Genomic DNA, 22,789 nt, shown 5'->3' with positions numbered 1-22,789 from the left:
AAAAGGAATAATCCGGATCGATGAGATTTAGTAGCCTTATCTCGAATTATATCACCTAATATATGTTAAACTTTTATTGTAAACCTATGATGAACAAATCCTACAAAGGAAGCCCCCTAGGTGGTTTCGTAGGTAAGGTTGAGCGAAATCAACCTCGGGTGTCGGGCCGGAAAGCTCTGGTAGGCTTTCTGTCGATGCTTATGATGATCATGCTGCTAGGTAATTCAGCTGCATGGGCACAGGGACGTACGGTAACGGGACGCGTAACGGATCCTACAGGTTCGGGGCTTCCGGGCGTAACAGTACAGATTAAAGGAACCCAACGGGGTACAACTACCGATATGGACGGTAAGTACTCAGTGGCAAATGTTCCTGATAACAGCACACTGATATTCAGCTTCATTGGCTTCTCTACTCAAGAGATTCCAGTGGGTAATCAGGCTGCGGTTGATGTGAAGATGGCAGACGATGCCAAAGCACTTCAGGAAGTTGTTGTTGTTGGTTATGGTACGCAAAAAGTAAAAGATGCAACGGGTTCTGTTGCATCGATTGGTCCCAAAGATTTCAACAAAGGGGTAATTGCTTCGCCAGAACAACTGCTACAAGGTCGTGTATCAGGCGTACAGATCACCCCAGCCAGCGGTGAACCTGGTGCAGGGATTAACGTATCGATTCGGGGAGCTGTATCGCTTCGTGCGGGTAACAATCCTTTGTTCGTTATTGATGGTGTCCCCCTCGATGGTGGCGATAGCGGCACGTCAACTGATTTCGGTGGTGGTACGTCTCCTCCGCGTAACCCATTGAGCTTTTTGAACCCATCCGATATTGAGAATATCTCTGTATTGAAAGATGCGTCGGCGGCTGCTATTTATGGTGCACGGGGTGCTAATGGCGTTGTTCTGATTACAACCAAAAAAGGCAGAGCGGGTCAGAGCGATTTGACTTTCTCGGCTTCGGCCAGTGTGGCTTCGGCTTACAAGCGGTATGATCTATTAAATGCACAGCAATTCTTATCGGGTGTACAGGCTGCAGGTGGTGATTTGGCATCTGTCGATAAAAAAGCAAATACAGATTGGCAGGACGAAATTTTACGGACAAGCGTAACCCAGAACTATAACATTGGTTTTGGTGGTGGAAACGAAAACACTCGTTATCGCTTCTCATTTGGTTATCAGGACCAGCCTGGTATTATCAAAAAATCGGCTCAGAAACGTATCACTGGTCGTGTCAATGCCAGCCATGATTTGTTCAATCACAAAGTGACGCTGGCTCTGAATGCTACTACGTCGAATGTTCAGGACGCTTATGTCTTAAATACAACCAACGCTGGCGCACAAGGTAACCTGATTGGGGCTGCTATTCAGGCTAACCCAACGTATCCAGTACGGAATGCTGACGGTACGTTTTACAACCCAGGTGGTGACTTCCGTAATCCGACGTCTTTGTTAGAATATATCAACGACAACGGTATAACCGACCGGACGCTGGCTAATGCAAGCATTACATGGCAGATTACCGATGGATTACAGGCAAAAGCTAACTTTGGTATCGACAATTCGAGCGCTGTTCGTCGTACGGAGCTAGATTCGCGTCTGTTTGGTAACTTCAGCTTGGGTATCAGCAATAACCAGGTAGCTGTTCAGGGAAATGGAGCGGCCATTATCAATAACAAATTCCGTACATCCAAGCTGGTAGAGTATACCCTGAATTACAACAAAAAGATGGGTGACAATACGTTGGAAGCGCTGGCCGGTTTTTCATACCAGAACTTCAATAACCAGCAGAACACGACTTTTGCTGGCTACTTTGGCTATGACCTTGATTTGATAAGCTACACTGATAATCTGGGTGGTGCAAATGGATTGACAAACAAAGCATTTGGTGCTACGTCGGATCACAGCAAGAATGACCTGCAGTCGTACTTCGGCCGTGTTAACTACAATATCGCAGACAAGTATTTGATTACCGCTACGGTACGTGCTGATGGTTCATCTCGATTTGGGATAAACAACAAATACGGTATTTTCCCATCATTGGCCGGTGCATGGCGTTTATCGCAGGAGAGCTTCGTACCTAAGAGCGTTTTCGATGATCTGAAGCTACGTGCCAACTATGGTGTTACGGGTAACCAGGATTTTGCGGGAGGTGTATCGAAAATCATCTTTACCCGGAATTCGGACGGATCAACCCGGCAGGATAACAACCCCAATCCGGATATCAAGTGGGAACAAAACACAACCTACGGGGCGGGTCTTGACTTTACTGTGTTGAAAGGTCGGTTGAGTGGCTCTATTGATTATTTTAATAAATCGACGACCAACCTGCTCTTTCAGGTGTTTTATGCACAACCCGCCCCTGTTGATTACAAATGGGTAAACCTACCTGGCTCCGTGATTAACAAAGGCGTTGAGGTAGTATTAAACTATCAGGCTGTTCAGAAGCAGAATTTTAGCTGGGATGTATCGGCCAACGCTACTATTCTGAAGCCTGTTGTGAAGGGTATCGGTACGATTGTTCCAACAGGGCCCGTCAATGGTCAAGGTCTGTCAGGCGCATATGCGCAAACGGTTCGGGATGGCTATGCTCCATTCTCGTTTAATATTCCTGTATTCACAGGATATGACGCGAGCGGTTATGGTACGTATGCTGACAATGGTAGCTCATCTATTCAGGGTGATCCATTCCCACGGCTCCGCATTGGCTTAACAAACAATTTTTCGTTTGGTAAATTCAATGCCAGCTTATTCTTCAACAGCCAGTTTGGGGGCTACGTGTACAATAATACTGCCAATGCGCTGTTCCTGAAAGGTATTTTGAAAAATGGCCGAAATGTGACCAAGGACGTATTGAGCAGCCCTGAAAATGCGTTGAATTCAGGAGCTGTATCAACACGCTTCCTTGAGAAAAGTGATTTCGTGAGGTTAGCAAATGCATCGATTGGCTATACATTTGCTTTGCCACAGGGCGGATTTGCTAAAACGTTGAACGTATCGCTTACAGGCCAAAACTTGTTATTGATTACGAATTATACGGGCTTGGATCCAGAGGTGAACTCGATCAAAACGTTGAACAACATTCCGTCGCTGGCTATCGACTATACACCGTTCCCTGTGCCTCGCACAGTTACGCTAGGACTTAATGTTGGATTTTAAAAGCTGATAGTTCGAACCTTTTGTATGGCTCAATGTAGATAGTGGATTCAGGAAAAGCATACAAAAGGTTCGGGATTGGTCAACAACTATTTAATAATTCAATTCATGAATTTCTCAAAATATCAAACAATTACGCTGCTGTGCACTAGCTTGTTGCTCGGTACAGCAGGTTGTTCCAATTTAGATGATACAGTACTTGGTAAGTTATCATCTAAAGAGGCTACAGGTACAGGAGGTGTGGTCATTGACCCTGCAAGTTCGTTGCAAGGCGTTTATTCGGCTCTAAACTCTTTTGCGGATCAGGCAAACCAATACGCGCTGGAAGAGCATTCAACTGATGAAATGCAGGGTCCGACACGGGGAACTGACTGGGATGACTTTGGTACGTGGCGTAAACTACACCAGCATACCTGGGATTCGCAACATAATCAGATTATCGACGCCTGGAATAACTTGAACAGTGGTGTGTTCAAAGCGACACAAACGATTTCAGTAGCTGGTAGTAATGCATCTATCAAAGCGCAGGCTCAGTTTCTGCGGGCATTCTTCATGTTTTACGTAGTTGACTTATATGGTCAGGTTCCTATTCGTGAAGTTACTGATGCTGCTGATGCGAACCCAAAAGTACTTGATCGTTCAGCCGCTACGGACTATATTATTGCCGATTTAACGGCTGCTATCCCTAACTTAGCTGGCTATACAGTTCCTACAACTGCTGTGCCTGTTGCTTCCAAGGAAGCCGCTCAGTTTCTGCTGGCCAAAGTTCTGCTGAACAAAGCGGTTTACAAACAGTCTCCCGCTACACCAGCTGGGCCATTCACGTTTGCCAAGGCAGATATGGATGCTGCTATTGCCGCTTGTAACGCAATTATGTCGTCGGGTAAATTCTCGATACAACCTAAAGGTGGCTATTTCGACATGTTTGCGCCTGACAACACAAATCTGTCGAAAGAAAGTATCTTCGTTATTCCTAATGATAACTCGTCTCAGCCGGGCAACGTGCGTAACCGTTATTACATGGGCTTGCACTATAGTCAGCAACCTAGTGGCTGGAATGGCTTTACAACTCTGGCTGATTTTTATAACAGCTTTGATAAGGCTGATGAGCGTTTAGGAAAAGCTTATCCGGGTGTGACTGACAAAATCGGTACACGGGCTGGCTTTCTGGTTGGTCAACAATATGATGAAAAAGGCGTTGCGTTGAAAGACCGTAGTGGTAACCCGCTGATCTTTACACCAGATGTGAATCTGTCGTATGCAACCGAAGCAAAAGGGATTCGGGTTATGAAGTATTTACCTCAGCCAGGAGCCTTAGATAGCCCTTCGAATGACTACGTATTCTTCCGGTATGCTGACGTAGTACTGATGAAGGCAGAAGCTATTCTTCGGGGAGGTACAGATCCAATGGGTCAAACGGCTGAAAAGCTTGTTAATGACCTTCGGGCAAATCGTAGCGTAGCCGCTAAAACGCCTATCGATCTGAAAGCCATTCTGGCTGAGCGTGGTTTTGAGTTATATTACGAAGGCTGGCGCCGGAATGACCAAATTCGTTTTGGTACGTTCCTCGATCCTGTTGACAACCGTCCTACGAAGTCGGCTGATACGAAAGTTATTTATCCAATCCCACAACGGGCTCTTGATAGTAACCCAAATTTGAAGCAAAACGCTGGTTACTAAATCTAATTGTATATTGGTTGCAAACAGCAGCTCATTCATGGGCTGCTGTTTGTTTATTGGCCTAATAGAATGAAGAGCGACTTTTTACGTTACTGTTGAATGAAATTTATCGTTTCTTTTCTGCTCTTACTCGTCTGTCTCGGATGCCAAAAGCATAAAGTATTATTTGAAAAAACAGACGCCACTACTACTGGAATTTCATTTACTAATCAACTAAAAGAGACGGAGCAAGAGAATGTACTTGCCTTCGAATATTTTTATAACGGTGCTGGTGTAGCTGCTGGCGATCTGAATAACGATGGACGAGTCGATTTATATTTTGCAGGTAATCAGGTAGATAATAAATTATATATTAATAAAGGAGACTTTAGGTTTGACGAAGTAACCGAAAAGGCAGGCGTTTCGGGGCGTGCGAACGGCTGGAAAACAGGTGTTACGTTGGCGGATGTTAATGCCGATGGTTGGCTCGATATTTACGTATCGTACTCGGGTCTTCGCCCCGATTCACTACGTCGAAATCAATTATTCATCAACAATCATAATCTTACCTTTACCGATCAGGCAGCTACGTATGGTTTGGACGATGCTGGCTATTCGGTACAGGCTAATTTCTTCGATTATGATCGCGATGGTGATCTGGATTGTTTTCTGATCAACCATAACCTCAAAAATTATCAGCGCAAAGAAGCTGCCGTAATGCGGGCCGAGCGTGACTATAATGCAGGAGATAAGCTATTTAGAAATGATAATGGCCATTTCAACGATGTTTCGGCGCAAGCCGGGATTAAGGGAAATCCGTTAGGGTTTGGTCTGGGTGTTTCTGTATCTGACTTAAATGGTGATGGTTATCCTGATATATATATTACCAATGATTACGTAGAAGATGATTATTGCTACATCAACCAACGTAACGGTACGTTTCGGGATGAGTTACGTGAGCGAGTTGAGCACACATCGTATTCGGCTATGGGTGCCGACGTAGCAGATTTGAATAATGACATGCGTCCTGATATTATGACGCTCGATATGCTGCCCGAGAGCAATGCCCGCCAGAAACTTTTGCCCTGGCCCGATAACTGGAATGTCTATCAAGCACAAATCAGGAATGGATTCTGGCATCAGAATATGCGCAATATGCTCCAGATGCAGCAACCCAATGGACAGTTTGCCGAAATTGGTCAACTAGCGGGTGTGGCTGCAACCGACTGGAGTTGGGGAGTTCTACTGGCCGATTTTGACCTAGATGGCTACAAAGATATTTTTATCAGTAATGGTATTCTTCGCGACTTCACTGATGCTGATTTTATTAAATTTTCAGACAACGTAACAAGCCAGCCTATACTTGAGCAGATTAAACAGATGCCCTCCACGCCAACGAAAAATTATATCTTCCGAAATAATCACGATCTGACATTTGTTAACGAACAGGCAGCCTGGGGTTTCGACGAGCCAACAACTGCCAACGGATGTGCGTATGCCGATCTGGATAATGATGGTGATCTAGACATCATTACAAACAACCTGAACGAACAGGCACGGGTCTATCGAAACAAAGCTCAGGAAACGTCTCCAGTTAATTACCTAACAGTTCAACTTAAGGGCTCGGCCAATAATCGGTTTGGTATTGGAGGAAAGGTGACCGTTGAAACCGATAGTGGCCGCCAGGTACAGGAATATTACCCAACACGTGGTTTTGAGTCATGCAGCCACGGTAATCTATTATTCGGCTTGGGAAGCGATACTAAAATGATTAGGGTTACTGTACAATGGCCTGACGGCAAGCAGCAGACACGTAGTAATGTTAAACCAAACCAGCCTATTGTGTTGGATTATCGGCAGGCGAAAACTGAAATTGTAACATTAGACGATAGCAATCCGCCGTTTTTTACAGAGTCAGCTACGGGCATTAACTACGTTCATCAAAGGGATTCAACTAATAGTTTCGATAATCAGATCTTACTACCTATGCAATATGCCGCTACAGGCCCTTGCTTTGCCGTGGGTGATGTAAACGCAGATGCCTTACCAGATGTATTTGTTGGCGGAAACCTATCGCAGCCAGGACAGATTTTTTATCAGCAGTCGAGTGGCTCGTTCAGTCCTCAGATAATCATGAATCAGGATAAACGAATCAACAAGGCTGCGGTCTTTGCGGATTTTAATGGTGATAAAGTACCTGATTTATACGTAGTAAACGGTGGCTATAATGTCCGCGAGGCTCAGAAACAGCAAGACCAACTCTGGTTAATCCAGAAGGGGGGAACTCTAATGCCGAAGCCCTTGCCTGTTGAAACCGAAAATGGTAGCTGTGTGAACCCAATCGATATAGATCATGACGGTGATCTGGATTTATTTGTAGGTGGTTCAATAAAGCCATTTCGATTTCCGGCAGCTGATGAAAGTTTCCTGCTTGTAAACGACGGACAGGCCAATTTTACGAAGCAGTCTCTGGGTTCTTTAGGGCTAATCTCGGATGCTGTTGTGACCGATATCAATAAAGACGGATGGCAGGATCTTGTGCTGGTAGGAGAATGGATGCCTGTAACGATACTCTTCAATCAGAAAGGCCGTATATCGTCTAAAGAGGCAAAAGCTTACGAAAACCTGTCGGGTTGGTGGAATCAGATTGAAAAAGCTGACTTAGATAATGATGGTGACGAGGATCTGATCGTAGGCAATTTGGGCCTGAATACGCAGGTTGCAGCTACTGAACAACAACCTGCCACCTTAACCTACGATGACTTTGATCATAACGGAACGATGGACTTTATTATGAGTTACCTGATTCAGGGTAAACCTTATCCGGCCTATTCACGTGACGAGATTTGCGAGCAACTGCCTACGTTGCGGAAGCGATTTACATCCTATAAAGCGTATGCCGATGCCAGTCTGGAAACCTGTTTCGATGAACAGCAACTTAGTCAGGCAAAAACAAGAAAAATTACCGAACTGCGTACACTTGTATTAGAAAATCAGAACGGTGAACTGATACCACATGCACTGCCCTTAGTTGCGCAATATTCGCCTGTGTTTGGCATCGTGGCCGACGACTTCGATCATAATGGTACTACTGATTTACTATTAATGGGGAATAACTCACAAATGCGGCTACGTATCGGAAAAGTAGATGCCAATCATGGCCTCGTGCTTAGTAATCGCGGCAAATGGCAGTTTGAGGAAATTTCATCGGCGAAAACAGGGCTGTTTGCACGGGGCGATGTGCGCGATCTGAAAAAAGCCGGTCAATACATACTGGTTGGGTTGACTGGCCAGAAGCTAAAGGCCTTTAAGCAACGATAGATAGTTGGCGTGTGTCGAAGGAAAATGTTAAGACAGTAACTAGTACTAACTGCTTTTAGTCTAATTGAGAAAGAGTGATAAACGATGTTTTAACCTTTCTTAGAAGTTTTAAACCGCTTCAGCAATAAAACGTAATCTTGATTAACCCGACAAAAATGAATATAAAACTGGGCTTGCTAACGATAGTCCTATGGAGCTTATGGTCGTGTAATGGCAGCAAAGAGAGTGCAAACAGATTGTTTGATAATTTGCCCGCTTCCGAAACGGGGGTCGATTTTGTCAATCGAAGCCTTGACCGAAAGGATTTCAATATTTTCAGTTACCGGAATTTCTATAACGGCGGAGGTGTCGCTATCGGTGACATTAACAACGACGGCCTCCCCGATCTATTTCTAACCTCTAATTTCGAGAACAACAAATTGTACCTGAATAAGGGTGGTATGAAGTTCGAAGATGTTACAGAGAAAGCTGGAATTACAGGCAAAAAATTTTGGTCAACAGGAGTCACGATGGCCGATGTAAACGGTGATGGCCTGTTGGATATTTACGTTTGCAATTCAGGGAGTCGGGATGCACGCGGTAATCAATTATATATTAATCAGGGCATCCAACAACGTAGTAATGCGCCTGCTATGCCAACCTTCGTAGAAAAGGCTAAGGAATACGGTCTGGAAGATGGCGGTTTCTCGACCCACGCAGCCTTTTTCGATTATGATCGTGACGGTGACCTTGATATGTATTTGCTCAATAATAGCTTTACTCCAATGGACAGGCTGGGCTATGCCAACATGCGCGATACCCGAGATAAATTAGGTGGAGACAAGCTGTTTCGGAATGAGGGGACCGGTAAAAAATTCACCGATGTAAGTGCGCAGGCTGGTATTTATGGAAGCCTGATCGGATTTGGATTGGGAATCACCATTGGCGATGTCAATAACGATAACTGGCTGGATATTTATATCTCGAATGATTTTTATGAGCGAGACTATCTATATATCAACCAGAAAAACGGTACGTTCAAAGAAGACATTGAAAACCAGATGGGGCACATTAGCCTTGCTTCGATGGGTGCCGATATAGCTGATATCAATAACGATGGCAATCTGGATATTTTCGTGACAGATATGCTGCCCGAAGATGACTATCGACTTAAAACCACTACCTCATTTGACGGCTATGAGGTAAATCAGCTCAAGGAGTCCCGTGATTTTTACCACCAAGACTCCCGTAATATGCTTCATCTGAATAACGGTAATGGTACGTTTTCGGAGATTGGGAGAATGGCCGGAACTAGTTCAACGGACTGGAGTTGGGGGGCATTGCTGTTCGATATGGATATGGATGGCAAGAAAGATATTTTCGTGGCAAATGGTATTCTGAAAGACCTGACGGATCAGGATTATGTCTCGTTTTTGTCCGATAATCCCGATCTGAGGTCAATGATTGAAGGTACTAAAAAGTTTGACTACAAAGAGTACGTCAATAAAATGGGCTCTAGTCCACTGCCTAATTATGCCTTCCGAAATACGGGCAGTGGAATGAAATTCGAAAACAAAGCCGCCGACTGGGGGTTAGGTGATCCTAGTTTTTCAAATGGCTCGGCCTATGGTGATCTTGATAACGACGGCGATCTGGATTTAGTGGTTAACAACAACAATTCGCCCGTATCAATATTTAAGAATCTGTCCGTTGAAAAAGCGCAGAAAAACTTCCTGCGGGTGCAATTGCACGGTTCAGCACAAAACTTGAATGCCATTGGAACAAAAGTGTATGTGCATCAGGGGCATGAAACACAGTATCTACAGCAGATGCCAAACCGAGGTTTTCAGTCATCAGTCGACTTGACAATGGTTTTCGGTCTGGGTAGTGATAATACTGGTAAAAAGCCTGTTATTGATTCATTAACCGTTATTTGGCCGGGGCTCCTTAATGAACCTGATAAAAAACAAGTGATTCGCCAGCCTAAAATCAACAGTACTCTTCGCCTGGATGCCAGCCATGCAAACCAGACGCTGAAAGCACTACCAACTTTTCCACAGCCAGCACGTCTATTCACCGACGTAACAACCGTCTCCAAACTGGATTTTGTACATAAGGAAAACGACTTTGTTGATTACAACCGTGATGGGCTTTTGAAACAGATGCTTTCTCGCGAAGGACCGGCACTGGCCGTAGGAGATGTGAATGGTGATGGTTTAGACGATATTTTTCTGGGCGGAGCGGCTAATACGTCCCGATCGCTATACATCCAGCAACCCGGTGGCGTATTTAGTGCCCAAAAGCAACCATTTCTACTTGATGCCAATTACACTGAAGATGTAGCTGCTACGTTCTTCGATGCTGATGGGGATGGAGATATTGATCTCTATGTAGCAACCGGTGGTAATGAGTTTGTAGAATCCGTCGATTTAGCGGATCGCTTGTATCGCAACGACGGCAAAGGAAATTTTACCTGGGATAAAACCTTACCACGTAGTGCCGATAATAATTCCTGCGTTGTAGCCGCCGATTTTGATCGAGATGGCGATCAAGATTTATTTGTAGGTGGGCGAATGGTTTCGGGACAATATGGCCAGAATCCCGATCAGTTGTTGTTGGTTAATGATGGAAAAGGCTCCTTTCAGAAAGCCACAGAGGAACTGATGCCCTTTTCAAAAGATCTAGGTATGGTGAAAGATGCCGTCTGGGCTGATGTCGATAACGACAGTTACCCTGATCTGATTCAGGTGGGCGACTGGATGCCCATTACGATCCTGAAAAACAAAAAGGGGAAAGGATTTGAACGTATTGACAACAAGGTGCTTGCCGCAACTGGTGGGTGGTGGAATACGATCCGTGCAGCCGACCTTGATGACGATGGTGATATTGATTTTGTAGTAGGAAACCTTGGTCTCAATAGCCGCATGGTAGCCTCTATTAATGGGCCGGCCCATCTATATGGTAATGATTTCGACCGAAACGGCTCTTATGAGCAAATCATTACGTGCTTTAGGCCGGATAAGGATGGGCAACCACATGAATGTGTAATGGTTCAGAAACCTGACTTACAGAAGCGTATTCCATCCATCAAAACGAAGTATATCAAACATGTTGATTATGCAAAGGCAAGTTTTGAGGATATTTTCTCGGCTCAGCAACGTGAGGGAATGACGGTGAAAACGGTGCAGACCGCCGAAACATCCATTTTACTTAACGATGGCAAAGGCAATTTTAAGATTGAAGCTCTACCGATTCAAGCTCAGACTTCACCAATCCATGCTATTTTGACAGGCGATTATAACCGTGATGGCAAAACGGACATTTTGCTAACGGGTAACTTCTTTGATGTTCTTAGCGAAGTAGGTCGTTACGACGCTAATTATGGTTTGTTATTGTTGGGCAATGGAAAAGGGCGGTTTGCGGGTACTAAACCTGAGCAAACAGGCTTTTTTGTGAGGGGGCAGGTTCGCCGGATGCAGGCGGTACGCGGAGCCAATGGAAGCCAATTCATTGTATTAGCTAAGAATAACGACCGTGCTCAGCTATTTACGGTCTCAAAAGACAGCAAACCATGATCCGTATTGCGTTACTTCTTACGGCTTTCGGTTTGTTTATGGCATCTTGTTCGTCAGAATCATCCATAACTGAAAAGCCACTATTTCAGTCGCTTGACTCTAGTCAGACAGGTGTGACTTTTACGAATCGACTTCAAAACACAGATAGCCTTTCTATTCTTGACTATCTGTATTTTTACAATGGCGGGGGTGTTGCTGCTGGCGATTTGAATAACGATGGACTAACCGACCTGTATTTTGTATCAAATCAGGGGCCGAATAAACTATATCTCAACAAAGGACGCTTTGCTTTTGTCGACATAACGCAGCAATCGAAAACCGCTGGCTTAGCCGATTGGCAAACGGGTGTTACAATGGCAGATGTGAATGGCGATGGTTTGCTAGATGTTTATGTTTGCGCTGTGAGCAAATTCAAAGGCTTGCATGGCACAAATGAGCTATACATCAACAACGGGCCGGGGGTAGATGGTATCCCTACTTTTACCGAACGAGCTGCTGAGTACGGACTGAACTTTGCAGGTTTCTCAACACAAGCGGCCTTTTTCGATTATGATCACGACGGCGATCTGGATTGTTTTCTCCTAAACCATGCCGTTCATACCTCAAGAAGTTTTGATTATGTTTCAGCCCGTAAAATCCGCAATGAAGATTCGGGAGATTACCTATTCCGCAACGACGGCATCCGACAAGGACACGTAACGTTTACGGATGTCAGTGACCAGGCAGGTATTTTTGGGGCCGCCATGGGCTATGGATTGGGCCTAGCAGTGGCTGATATCAATAACGATGGTTGGGAGGATATTTACGTTTCGAACGATTTTCATGAAGATGATTATTACTACGTAAATAACCATAAAGGGGGCTTTAAAGAAAGCATCCGAGATGTATTTGAACACACTAGCCGTTTCTCGATGGGAAATGACGTGGCTGACATTAATAACGACGGCTATCCCGATATAATGACCCTCGATATGTATCCGGCCGATGAAGCAGTTGAAAAAGCATCGCAAGGCGAAGATCCGATCGATATTTATCGGTACAAGCTTTCGTATGGTTACATGAATCAGTATAGTCGTAATTGCTTACAAGTCAGCCTGTCGGGTCAGAGGTTTATGGATGTAGGTGTGCTAGCTGGTGTAGCTGCAACCGACTGGAGCTGGGCTCCGTTACTGGCTGATTACGACAATGATGGCATAAAAGATTTATTTGTGGCCAATGGCATTTCGCGTCGACCTAACGATTTGGATTACATTAAATACATTTCTGACGGCTCTCTTCAGCGAAAAATGAGCACTTCATCAAAGCTCAATGAAAAAGCTATTCAACAGATGCCTGAAGGCAAAGTGCATAACTACTTGTATCGTGGTACAAAAGGCCTTCAGTTTGAAGATAAGTCAGAAGCTTGGGGTTTTGCAACTCAAACGATTTCCTGTGGTGCTACGTATGCCGACCTCGATAATGACGGTGACCTAGATTTAGTGACCAATAATATCGACGATCCTGCTGGAGTTTATCGCAACGATGCCAACGAGTTATTTCCTTCCAATAAACATCTATCCATTAAACTTAAGGGAAGTGCGCCAAATACGTTTGGCGTAGGGGCGAAGGTTATTTTGAAATACGGTGGTGATACGATTCAGTTGCAGCAACTGATGCCCACACGAGGATTCGAATCATCAGTAGCTCCTGAGTTAATTTTTGGTACAGGAAGCCGGGAAAAGGTCGACTCGTTGATTGTTATATGGCCTAATCAGCGGATGGAAGTACGTACTAACGTAGTAACAAATCAAACGCTGCTTTTGAAACAGATCGATGCTAAACAGGATGCTGCTACGTATCATTATACGAACATAAAAAGGCAGCCGCTTTTTGCTAGCCAAATGATGATAGATTCAATTCCATATCGCCATCTGGAAAATCGAGATTATTTCGACTACGTTCGCGAGCCGCTAATGCCCTTTCAACTATCGACAGAAGGACCCCATCTGGCCATTGGTGATGTAAATAGTGATGGATTGGACGACATGTATGCTGGTGGTGCGAAGTGGACAGCGGGAAGTTTATTGCTTCAGCAGAGCAACGGTACATTTAAACCAAGTGTACAATCTACCTTTACTCGTGATTCTATATATGAAGATGTTGATGCCGTCTTCTTTGATGCCGATGGCGATAAAGATCTTGATTTATACGTAGTGTCGGGCGGAAACGAGTATTATGGCCAGATGCAGGAGCAGTTCGACCGTCTCTATATTAACGATGGGAAGGGAAATTTTAGCCGTGCTGTGAACGCATTACCGCCAATGTATGACAATAAAAGCTGTGTTCGGCCATACGATATTGATGGTGATGGTGATCTTGACTTATTTGTGGGAGGCCGTGTGGTAGGCTTTGGCTATGGTAAATCACCTAATTCGTATCTATTAATCAACGATGGGAAAGGGCGATTTACAGACCAGACGGATAAATTAGCCAATGGTTTACGCAAAGCAGGTATGATTACTGATGCTACGTGGCAGGATTTCGACGGTGATAAGGATATGGATTTGATTCTGGCTGGTGATTGGATGCCTATCCGTGTTTTTGCGAATAATAAGGGTACGTTCGAAGAGATCAAAAATATCACTGCCAATGAAACGCCACTAAATGGCTTTTACCAACGTATCGTTGCGGCAGATTTTGACAAGGATGGCGATATTGACCTGATCGCTGGTAATCTTGGTACCAACACAAAGCTTCGAAAAACGCCCGACTCGCAATTACGAATGTGGGTAAAAGATGTCGATAATAACCAAAGTACAGAACAGATTATCGCCTACAATCGTGGGAAAGAATGGTATCCGCTGGCTTTCAAAGATGAATTAGGGAAACAAATGCCCGGTATTATTAACAAGCGATTTACTGACTACGTATCATTTGCTGGAAAAACGCTGGATCAAGTCGTAAAAGATGATGAGTTGAAAGGGGCGGAGGAATTTACTGTTAATCAATTTGCGTCCGTATATCTGGAAAATCAAAACGGAAAGTTCGTGGTGCACGAACTGCCAATGATGGCGCAGGTATCGAAAATATTTGCACTAAAAGCTATCGACATCGATCATGATGGCGATTTAGACGTATTAGGAGGTGGCAATTTCTTTGGTGTCAGTACGTATCAGGGGCGGTACGATGCTAGCTACGGATTGGTACTACGTAATGATGGGAAAGGTGAGTTTATAGCCTTGTCGCCAATAGACAGTGGCTTTCTGTTGAATGGTGAAATACGTGATATTCAATCGATTAAAACTAACCGAGGGATGCTAATACTCGTGGCTCGTAACGGCTCAGGTATTCAGGTATTTAAACCTTCGGAGATACCTGTAAACTAAATAACAGTCCATTTAGTCCAGTAATTTCTGCTAATTTTGTTAGCACAGAATGGCTACTATTCAGACTATTCTGATCTTTAACTTGTCTTTGACCCTATGAAATCATTGTTTCGCTTTGGATTAGTCTTGGGTATTTTATTCACAGGAATTAGCGGTTGCAAGAAGGATGCCTCTCCGGCTGAGTATAATACGAAAACCTCAAATCCTGAGTACTACAATTCGGCACTTAATAAGCTTACTGAGGTTATTATTCATGATATTTTTTCTCCTCCTGTTGCTAGCCGAATTTACTCTTATGCAAATTTGGCTGGTTATGAAGCATTGGTTCCTTTTGATACAGAATATGAGTCGTTGGGTGGCAAATTGAAACGCTTTCAGAGTGGTCCTAAACCAGAAACAGGCAAAGATTACTGTTTTCCTTTGGCGAGTACGCGTGCTTTTATGACAGTGGCGCGGGCGCTTACGTTTTCTGTTGAATTTTACGACGAGTTTGAGAAGCCTTTTTACGAACAGTATAAAAAAGATGGTGTTCCAGACGAAGTATATGAGCGCTCAATGGCCTATGGAGAAGCTGTTGCCAAACATATACTGGATTATGCCGCAAAAGATAATTATAAGCAAACCCGGGGCTTTAAGCATACAGTAACTAATGAGGAAGGAACCTGGGTGCCAACTCCTCCAGCTTATATGGATGCCGCTGAACCTCAATGGAATAAGATCCGTTGCTGGGCAATGGATACCTGTAATCAGTTTATGCCTCCTCGCCCTTTACAGTATAGTTTGGCGAAGGGTAGTGCTTATGAAAAGGAATTGGATGAAGTATATCTGACAGGTAAAAACCTTGATAAAGAGAAACAGGATATCGCTTATTTCTGGGATGATAACGCATTTGTGATGAACGTAGCAGGCCATGTGATGTTTGCCAGCAAAAAAATGACACCAGGAGGTCACTGGCTTGCCATCACCCAGACTGTAGCGAGACAGAAAAAATTCAATATGATCCAAACGGTCGAAGCCTATGCGTTAGCTTCTTTTGCCTTGAGTGATGGGTTTATATCTTGCTGGGACGAGAAATATCGTACTAAAACAGTACGTCCTGAAACCGTCATCAACAAACATATTGATCCTAAATGGACTCCTTTCTTACAAACTCCCCCCTTTCCTGAATATCCAAGCGGTCATAGTGTGATTTCTACAGCGGCTGCGACAGTTTTAACCCAGCTTTTTGGGGACAATATTGCCTTTATAGACTCTACGGAGTTTAAATATGGGCACGGTGTGCGCTCATTTAAGTCGTTACGTGCTGCGGCAGATGAGGCATCAATTAGCCGATTATATGGAGGGATTCACTACCGCTCAGCGCTAGAAAATGGGCAGGTTGAGGGCGAAAAAGTAGGTAAATGGGTTATAGATAAAATCCGGTCGAGAAAATCAAAAATTGCTAGTCGTTAATTGCTGGTAGTTCAAATACGCTAAAAAATAATAGCTGCTAAATCACATTGTATTTAGCAGCTATTATTGTATTGGAAAGGAGAATTGATGACCTCAAAGAGCGAACAGTAAAGACTATTACCGAATGTTAGTAATATTCGCAAGGTAAAGAGCCGCATAAGTATATGACTTATTGGGCGTTCGCTCTAAATTACTTACCATTTAGCCATCGGTAAATGAGCCGATTGGAGCTCTAGCTCTACTTCTTTTGAAGAAATCGCCAGTTTATTTAAAGCTATATAAATAGTTTTAATTGCATTCTCGATCCGTTGCCAACCTTCTTCGCTACGTAGGTCAATGCTGATCATGGTCCGATCATTCTGAGCCATAATCGTTAAATAATTCATTGCACCTAAAACAACAGCCGAAATTGCTTGTATATCAGCTCCTTTTACAAAAGATAGCTGACTTACTAAACGTGTCATTTCCTCATCTTGTGCACGGGCAGTTGTCTCGGCTATAGAATCATTTTCGATCACACTAGCTTTGATAATTTCGCGGGCAGCTTTAAAGGTGCGGAAATAACGATAGGTTTGAATGACTTGCCGATACCAGATACGCGCTACGTCGGATTCATGTAGAGGACGAATCTGGTCAAGTAATGTAGTTGTAAATACTGGAAATAGTTTACCCATCTTAACGTAGTATTCCAGTAAACCTTCCATACCACCGAAGTAACGATAGATCAAAACTTTACTTACATTGGCTTTTTCGGCAACACGGTTTACACCAACCCCTTCGAGTCCGCGTTCAGCAATAACTTCTTCTAAAGCTTCTACGATACGTTGGGTGGTCTTTACCCGATTGCGTCTTACTTTCTCATCTTTCTCCATATTAACGGCATTCATAAATTATTTCATGTATCTATTCTCTATCAGACTATAACTTTGTGATAAAGTCACTTTAGATTTCGTATTAGAGGAAATACGCTAACAAATGGGTTTATTATTTTATATACAATCGTACATAAAATAAATGCTATCACAAGAGGAGGTTAGGTGATAAGTGATGTAAAATTTACTACCAAGCACATTCTTATAGCTTGTGATTTATATTATAAGTGAATAAATGTATGCTTAATTATTGGGGGCTATATATTTATGATAAATGTATTTATAGAAATGAAAATAAATGAAAAGCCGCTTTACGAATTCGTAAAGCGGCTTTTTGTAGTAGCCCGACCAGGATTCGAACCTAGACAAACAGAACCAAAATCTGTCGTACTACCCTTATACTATCGGGCTATCGGCAATTGCGAGTGCAAAGATAACTCTTTTCGATTGTGAAAAGCAAATAGAGCATTGAAAAAATATGAACGTATTGCCTAAACTCGTTTTCAATACTATTTTTCTACAAGCTATCTTATATACCAATCGATGATACAGAAGGATTAATCTTTTTGATAAGTCCTTGTAACACTTTACCGGGACCACATTCGAAAAAATCAGTAGCACCATCAGATACCATGCGTTCAACAGACTGGGTCCAACGAACAGGGGATGTTAACTGGGCAATCAGATTTGCTTTCAGTTGAACAGGATCAGTAACTGGCTGGGCATTTACATTCTGATAAACTGGGCAACGTGGTGTATTAAAGGGCATACGCTCTACGGCTTCGGCAAATTCAGTGCGTGCGGGCTCCATAAAAGGCGAATGGAAAGCTCCACTTACCGCTAATTGAACAACCCGCTTAGCACCAGCCGCTTTTAAGCGTTCTTCGGCTAGCTGGATGCCGGGCACGCTTCCCGAAATAACAACCTGACCCGGACAATTATAATTGGCCGGAACAACAATCTCATCTGTGATTGCGCCACATATAGTTTCAATAACGTTATCAGCAAGATTTAGCACAGCAGCCATTGTTGAGGGCGTAATCTCGCAGGCACGTTGCATCGCTGTGGCACGTACTGATGCTAGACGAAGCCCATCTTCAAACGAAAGGACGCCAGCGGCTGTGAGTGCTGATAGCTCTCCTAATGAATGACCGGCAACCATATCCGGAGCAAATGAATCTGACGATAAAGCCATCGCTACACCATGCAGAAACACCGCAGGTTGAGTATAAATTGTTTGCTTTAGTTCTTCGTCAGAACCTTCAAACATGATAGCAGTCAGGTTGTAGCCCAATACATCGTTTGCCTTATCGAATAACTGACGCGCGGCTTCTGAATTTTGGTAAAGGTCCAATCCCATACCCCGAAATTGGGAGCCCTGACCCGGGAATACGTATGCTTTCATTATAAAGTCGGTTAGTAAACAAATCGTCGTAGGGGTGCAAATTAGCCGTATAATACGGGTTGTTCAAAAATGAATTCACTACGTTGCTGGAAATGAATTCATTTTCAATTGATTATAAAATTCCTGAACACTATTATTACACAGATGGATTAGATAATTTATCAAATTCGTCTCAATCAATACGTTTACTAGCCTAACTACTTGGCTAATCATTCAGTTATCATATCATACATTCTATTTAGTCTAATTTATACCGACTGTAAATAAGCTGTAAAGCTGCTGATAAAGGCGTTTAATCTTGTTTCCATCGGGTTTGTGCTTTAGTTTTGATGCGCCATTCAAACCGGCTTTTTTTCAATAGTTTACCACTAAAATTTCGTGTCGTTCATCCTATGGCTTGGGTAACACAAACGCTATCCAGTTCCCTCGGCAGAAAGGTTATTATGTCGCTGACGGGACTATTTCTCTGTTCATTTCTGATTGTTCATATGGCCGGTAATCTCCAGTTATTCAAAGGAGATGGGGGTCGAGCTTTCAATGAGTATACGTACTTCATGACGCACAACCCGCTCATCAAGACTGTATCGTATTTACTCTACACATCGATCTTGGTTCACGCGTTAATGGCTTTAGTCCTTACGCGCCACAATCAGGCATCACGGCCAGTAAAATATGCTTATAGTAAACCCGAATCAAATAGTGCGTGGTCATCACGTAATATGGGTATTCTAGGCACGGTTCTGCTGCTGTTTATCATTATTCATATGCGTACGTTCTGGTACGAAATGCACTTTGGTTCGGTACCGATGGCAGAATATGATGGTAAGCAGTACAAAGATTTATACGTTGTGGTACAAGAGGCATTTAGTCAGTTATGGTACGTAGCTCTGTACGTTATCTGTATGGTAGCCATTGGCTATCACCTTTGGCATGGCTTCCAGAGTGGTTTCCAGACATTGGGGATTCGTCACAAAAAGTATACACCCATTATTGAGTTTCTGGGTACGTATTTCTTTGCTATCATTATTCCGGCGGCTTTTGCAGCTATGCCTATTTACGTGTATCTACAGGTTCATCATATAATTTGAATGATTGACTGATTGAATTAATCGCAGTTATCACTACTCGATTATTAATTCAATCAGTCAATCATTCGATCATTCAAGATTTGACGAATGAAACTGGAATCTAAAATCCCCGAAGGCCCTCTAGCCGAAAAATGGGCACGGCATAAGTTTGCATTAAAACTGGTTAACCCTGCGAATAAGCGGAAATACGATATTATCGTTGTTGGTACAGGACTAGCCGGTGCGTCAGCAGCAGCATCGTTAGCAGAATTAGGCTATAACGTAAAGGCTTTCTGTTTTCAGGATAGTCCACGCCGGGCACACTCAATTGCGGCTCAGGGTGGAATCAATGCCGCTAAAAACTATCAGAACGACGGTGACAGCGTATTCCGACTCTTCTACGATACAATCAAAGGGGGCGATTATCGCGCTCGCGAGGGTAATGTACACCGGTTAGCCGAGGTTAGCGTTAACATCATCGACCAATGTGTGGCTCAAGGTGTTCCCTTTGCTCGTGAATATGGCGGCACGTTAGCGAATCGTTCATTTGGTGGAGCCCAGGTGTCCCGTACGTTCTATGCACGTGGTCAGACTGGTCAGCAGTTATTATTAGGTGCTTATTCGGCGCTAAGCCGTCAGGTTGCTACAGGTAAGGTGAAATTGTACACCCGTACCGAAATGCTTGATCTGGTTGTTGAAGGTGGTAAAGCACGCGGAATCATTACCCGCAATCTGGTAACCGGGAAAATTGAATCGCATTCGGCACATGCCGTACTGCTATGTACAGGTGGATATGGGAACGTATTTTACTTGTCGACCAATGCAATGGGCTGTAACGTAACAGCGGCCTGGCGTGCTCACCGAAAAGGAGCCGTGTTTGGTAACCCATGCTTTACGCAGATTCACCCAACCTGTATTCCGGTATCGGGCCACTATCAGTCGAAACTAACGCTGATGTCGGAATCGCTACGTAACGACGGGCGAGTGTGGGTACCGAAAACAAAAGAGGATGCCGAAAAAATTCGGAAAGGCCAGTTAAAGCCTTCAGATTTATCTGACGATAAACGTGATTACTTCCTCGAACGGCGTTACCCTTCGTTCGGAAACTTGGTGCCTCGCGACGTAGCGTCACGTAACGCAAAAAATATGTGCGATGAGGGCCGGGGTGTTGCTAAAACAGGACTAGCAGTATATCTCGATTTTGCCGATGCTATTAAGCGAGATGGTCTGAAAACTATCGAGGCTAAATACGGTAACCTCTTCGAGATGTATGAAAAAATCACCGGCGAAAATCCCTACGAAACGCCGATGATGATTTACCCTGCTGTTCACTATACAATGGGTGGCCTTTGGGTAGATTACAACCTGATGACAAGCATTCCGGGTCTATACGCACTAGGAGAAGCAAACTTCTCGGATCACGGTGCTAACCGTCTTGGAGCTTCAGCCCTGATGCAGGGTTTGGCTGACGGATACTTTGTTATTCCGTACACTGTTGGCGATTACCTAGCAACGATTGGCCCTGCCGACAAAATTCCGGTTGATTCGCCTGCTTTTAAGGAAGCTGAAAAAGAAATTCAGAACCAGATTCAAAAGCTTATGTCGATTAAAGGCCAGCGTCCTGTCGATGATTTGCACAAAGAACTGGGTCATATCATGTGGGAATACTGCGGTATGTCACGTACAGCCGAAGGCTTAAAAGTCGCTAAAGAGAAAATTCAGGCGTTACGTAAAGAATTCTGGACAAACGCTAAAATTCTTGGTGACGCTGATGAAATGAATCAGGCGCTCGAACAAGCATCGCGCGTGGCCGATTTCATGGAACTGGGCGAGCTGATGGTTGATGATGCGCTGAACCGAAATGAATCCTGTGGCGGACACTTCCGGGAAGAGTATCAGACGCCCGACGGTGAAGCCCTTCGCGACGATGAAAACTATACCTACGTAGCGGCCTGGGAATACCAGGGAGAAGGTCAGCCCGAATTGCTTAATAAAGAGCCGTTAGTATTTGAAAACGTGAAACTGACACAACGGAGTTATAAATAAGTTATAAAGTTGTAAGGTTATACGGTTGTATAGTTCTAGGGTTGCAAAGTGGATAGCCAATATCAACTTCCTAACACTACAACTATTGAACCTTCTAACACTACAACTCTACAACCTTACAACTTTTGTAAGATGAAAATCACACTGAAAGTCTGGAGACAGAAAAATAATAATACAGCCGGTAAGCTAGTTGAATATCAACTGGATAACGTATCAGAAGATATGTCGTTTCTGGAGATGTTCGACGTACTTAATGATTCGCTGACCCGTAAAGGCGAAGAACCCGTTGCATTCGACCACGATTGCCGCGAAGGTATTTGTGGTACGTGCTCGATGTATATCAACGGGCGGCCACACGGTCCACAAACGGGTGCTACTACGTGTCAGCTTCACATGCGTTCGTTCAACGATGGCGACACAATTGTGGTAGAGCCCTGGCGGGCGCGGGCTTTCCCGATCATCAAAGATCTAATGGTCGACCGGCTTGCCTTCGACCGGATTATGCAGGCAGGTGGTTACGTATCGGTTAATACAGGTTCGGCTCCCGATGCTAATGAAATCCTGATTCCACGTAGCATTGCCGATGAAGCGATGGATGCGGCAGCCTGTATTGGTTGTGGAGCTTGCGTAGCAGCATGTAAAAATGCTTCGGCCATGTTGTTCGTTTCGGCAAAAGTATCACAGTTGGCAATTCTGCCTCAAGGCAAGTCGGAACATAAAGAGCGGGCTGAGCGCATGGTTGCTCAAATGGATGCTGAAGGCTTCGGGGCCTGTTCATTTACAGGAGCTTGTTCCGTTGAGTGTCCAAAATCAATCTCACTTGACCACATTGCCCGTCTGAATCGTGAATACTTAGGAGCGCGCTTAACGTCTGATAACGTTAACGGGTAAGAATCACT

Annotated in this window: 11 protein-coding genes and 1 tRNA gene; 9 read left to right on the top strand and 3 right to left on the bottom strand. The window is 44.0% G+C overall.

Annotated elements, in window-relative coordinates; all coding sequences use genetic code 11:
• Window positions 1-86: 86 nt before the first annotated feature.
• The 6 genes from ACYVD4_RS28425 (at window position 87) to ACYVD4_RS28400 (ending at window position 16,500) form a co-directional block, all read left to right on the top strand.
• Window positions 87-3,152, top strand: coding sequence for a SusC/RagA family TonB-linked outer membrane protein (locus ACYVD4_RS28425; RefSeq protein WP_460951399.1), 3,066 nt, complete (start codon window positions 87-89; stop codon window positions 3,150-3,152).
• Window positions 3,153-3,257: 105 nt separating this feature from the next.
• Window positions 3,258-4,829 carry a RagB/SusD family nutrient uptake outer membrane protein gene (locus ACYVD4_RS28420; protein ID WP_460951398.1) on the top strand — a complete coding sequence of 524 codons (1,572 nt, stop codon included), beginning with the start codon at window positions 3,258-3,260 and terminating at the stop codon, window positions 4,827-4,829.
• Between the two features lie 99 nt (window positions 4,830-4,928).
• Window positions 4,929-8,129: a VCBS repeat-containing protein gene (locus ACYVD4_RS28415; RefSeq protein ID WP_460951396.1), complete on the top strand. Its 3,201-nt coding sequence runs from the start codon at window positions 4,929-4,931 to the stop codon at window positions 8,127-8,129.
• Between the two features lie 155 nt (window positions 8,130-8,284).
• Complete coding sequence (locus ACYVD4_RS28410; RefSeq protein ID WP_460951395.1) at window positions 8,285-11,683, top strand: VCBS repeat-containing protein; 3,399 nt, start codon at window positions 8,285-8,287, stop codon at window positions 11,681-11,683.
• Window positions 11,680-15,048, top strand: a complete 3,369-nt coding sequence (locus ACYVD4_RS28405) for a VCBS repeat-containing protein (protein WP_460951393.1) — start codon at window positions 11,680-11,682, stop codon at window positions 15,046-15,048. The genes ACYVD4_RS28410 and ACYVD4_RS28405 overlap by 4 nt, the downstream gene beginning before the upstream one ends.
• Before the next feature lie 96 nt (window positions 15,049-15,144).
• Window positions 15,145-16,500, top strand: coding sequence for a vanadium-dependent haloperoxidase (locus ACYVD4_RS28400; protein ID WP_460951392.1), 1,356 nt, complete (start codon window positions 15,145-15,147; stop codon window positions 16,498-16,500).
• A gap of 194 nt (window positions 16,501-16,694) precedes the next feature.
• Here ACYVD4_RS28400 and ACYVD4_RS28395 read toward each other — a convergent pair whose 3' ends face one another.
• From ACYVD4_RS28395 to fabD, 3 genes are all read right to left on the bottom strand, one after another.
• Window positions 16,695-17,387 (bottom strand): TetR/AcrR family transcriptional regulator, encoded by a 693-nt coding sequence (locus tag ACYVD4_RS28395; RefSeq protein ID WP_460951390.1) that lies wholly within the window; start codon window positions 17,385-17,387, stop codon window positions 16,695-16,697.
• Between the two features lie 325 nt (window positions 17,388-17,712).
• Window positions 17,713-17,783: transfer RNA gene (locus tag ACYVD4_RS28390), tRNA-Gln, on the bottom strand.
• Between the two features lie 118 nt (window positions 17,784-17,901).
• Window positions 17,902-18,777, bottom strand: coding sequence for an ACP S-malonyltransferase (gene fabD / locus ACYVD4_RS28385; protein ID WP_460951389.1), 876 nt, complete (start codon window positions 18,775-18,777; stop codon window positions 17,902-17,904).
• A 392-nt stretch (window positions 18,778-19,169) separates the two neighbouring features.
• On the opposite strand from fabD, the gene ACYVD4_RS28380 reads away from it, so the two are divergent.
• From ACYVD4_RS28380 to ACYVD4_RS28370, 3 genes are all read left to right on the top strand, one after another.
• Window positions 19,170-19,865 (top strand): succinate dehydrogenase cytochrome b subunit, encoded by a 696-nt coding sequence (locus ACYVD4_RS28380; RefSeq protein WP_460951387.1) that lies wholly within the window; start codon window positions 19,170-19,172, stop codon window positions 19,863-19,865.
• An 87-nt stretch (window positions 19,866-19,952) separates the two neighbouring features.
• Window positions 19,953-21,890, top strand: a complete 1,938-nt coding sequence (locus tag ACYVD4_RS28375; protein WP_460951386.1) for a fumarate reductase/succinate dehydrogenase flavoprotein subunit — start codon at window positions 19,953-19,955, stop codon at window positions 21,888-21,890.
• 132 nt (window positions 21,891-22,022) lie between these two features.
• Complete coding sequence (locus ACYVD4_RS28370) at window positions 22,023-22,781, top strand: succinate dehydrogenase/fumarate reductase iron-sulfur subunit (RefSeq protein ID WP_460951384.1); 759 nt, start codon at window positions 22,023-22,025, stop codon at window positions 22,779-22,781.
• The last annotated feature ends 8 nt before the right edge of the window (window positions 22,782-22,789 follow it).

The sequence above is a fragment of the Spirosoma daeguense genome, from assembly GCF_054776875.1.
This window is presented reverse-complemented; position numbering and strand designations above follow the sequence as displayed.

What these genes read in the sequence shown, in the direction of transcription:
- ACYVD4_RS28425 (WP_460951399.1), top strand. Translation starts at nt 87, where the DNA reads ATGATGAACAAATCCTACAAAGGAAGCCCCCTAGGTGGTTTCGTAGGT.
- ACYVD4_RS28420 (WP_460951398.1), top strand. Translation starts at nt 3,258, where the DNA reads ATGAATTTCTCAAAATATCAAACAATTACGCTGCTGTGCACTAGCTTG.
- ACYVD4_RS28415 (WP_460951396.1), top strand. Translation starts at nt 4,929, where the DNA reads ATGAAATTTATCGTTTCTTTTCTGCTCTTACTCGTCTGTCTCGGATGC.
- ACYVD4_RS28410 (WP_460951395.1), top strand. Translation starts at nt 8,285, where the DNA reads ATGAATATAAAACTGGGCTTGCTAACGATAGTCCTATGGAGCTTATGG.
- ACYVD4_RS28405 (WP_460951393.1), top strand. Translation starts at nt 11,680, where the DNA reads ATGATCCGTATTGCGTTACTTCTTACGGCTTTCGGTTTGTTTATGGCA.
- ACYVD4_RS28400 (WP_460951392.1), top strand. Translation starts at nt 15,145, where the DNA reads ATGAAATCATTGTTTCGCTTTGGATTAGTCTTGGGTATTTTATTCACA.
- ACYVD4_RS28395 (WP_460951390.1), bottom strand. Translation starts at nt 17,387, where the DNA reads ATGAATGCCGTTAATATGGAGAAAGATGAGAAAGTAAGACGCAATCGG.
- fabD (WP_460951389.1), bottom strand. Translation starts at nt 18,777, where the DNA reads ATGAAAGCATACGTATTCCCGGGTCAGGGCTCCCAATTTCGGGGTATG.
- ACYVD4_RS28380 (WP_460951387.1), top strand. Translation starts at nt 19,170, where the DNA reads ATGGCTTGGGTAACACAAACGCTATCCAGTTCCCTCGGCAGAAAGGTT.
- ACYVD4_RS28375 (WP_460951386.1), top strand. Translation starts at nt 19,953, where the DNA reads ATGAAACTGGAATCTAAAATCCCCGAAGGCCCTCTAGCCGAAAAATGG.
- ACYVD4_RS28370 (WP_460951384.1), top strand. Translation starts at nt 22,023, where the DNA reads ATGAAAATCACACTGAAAGTCTGGAGACAGAAAAATAATAATACAGCC.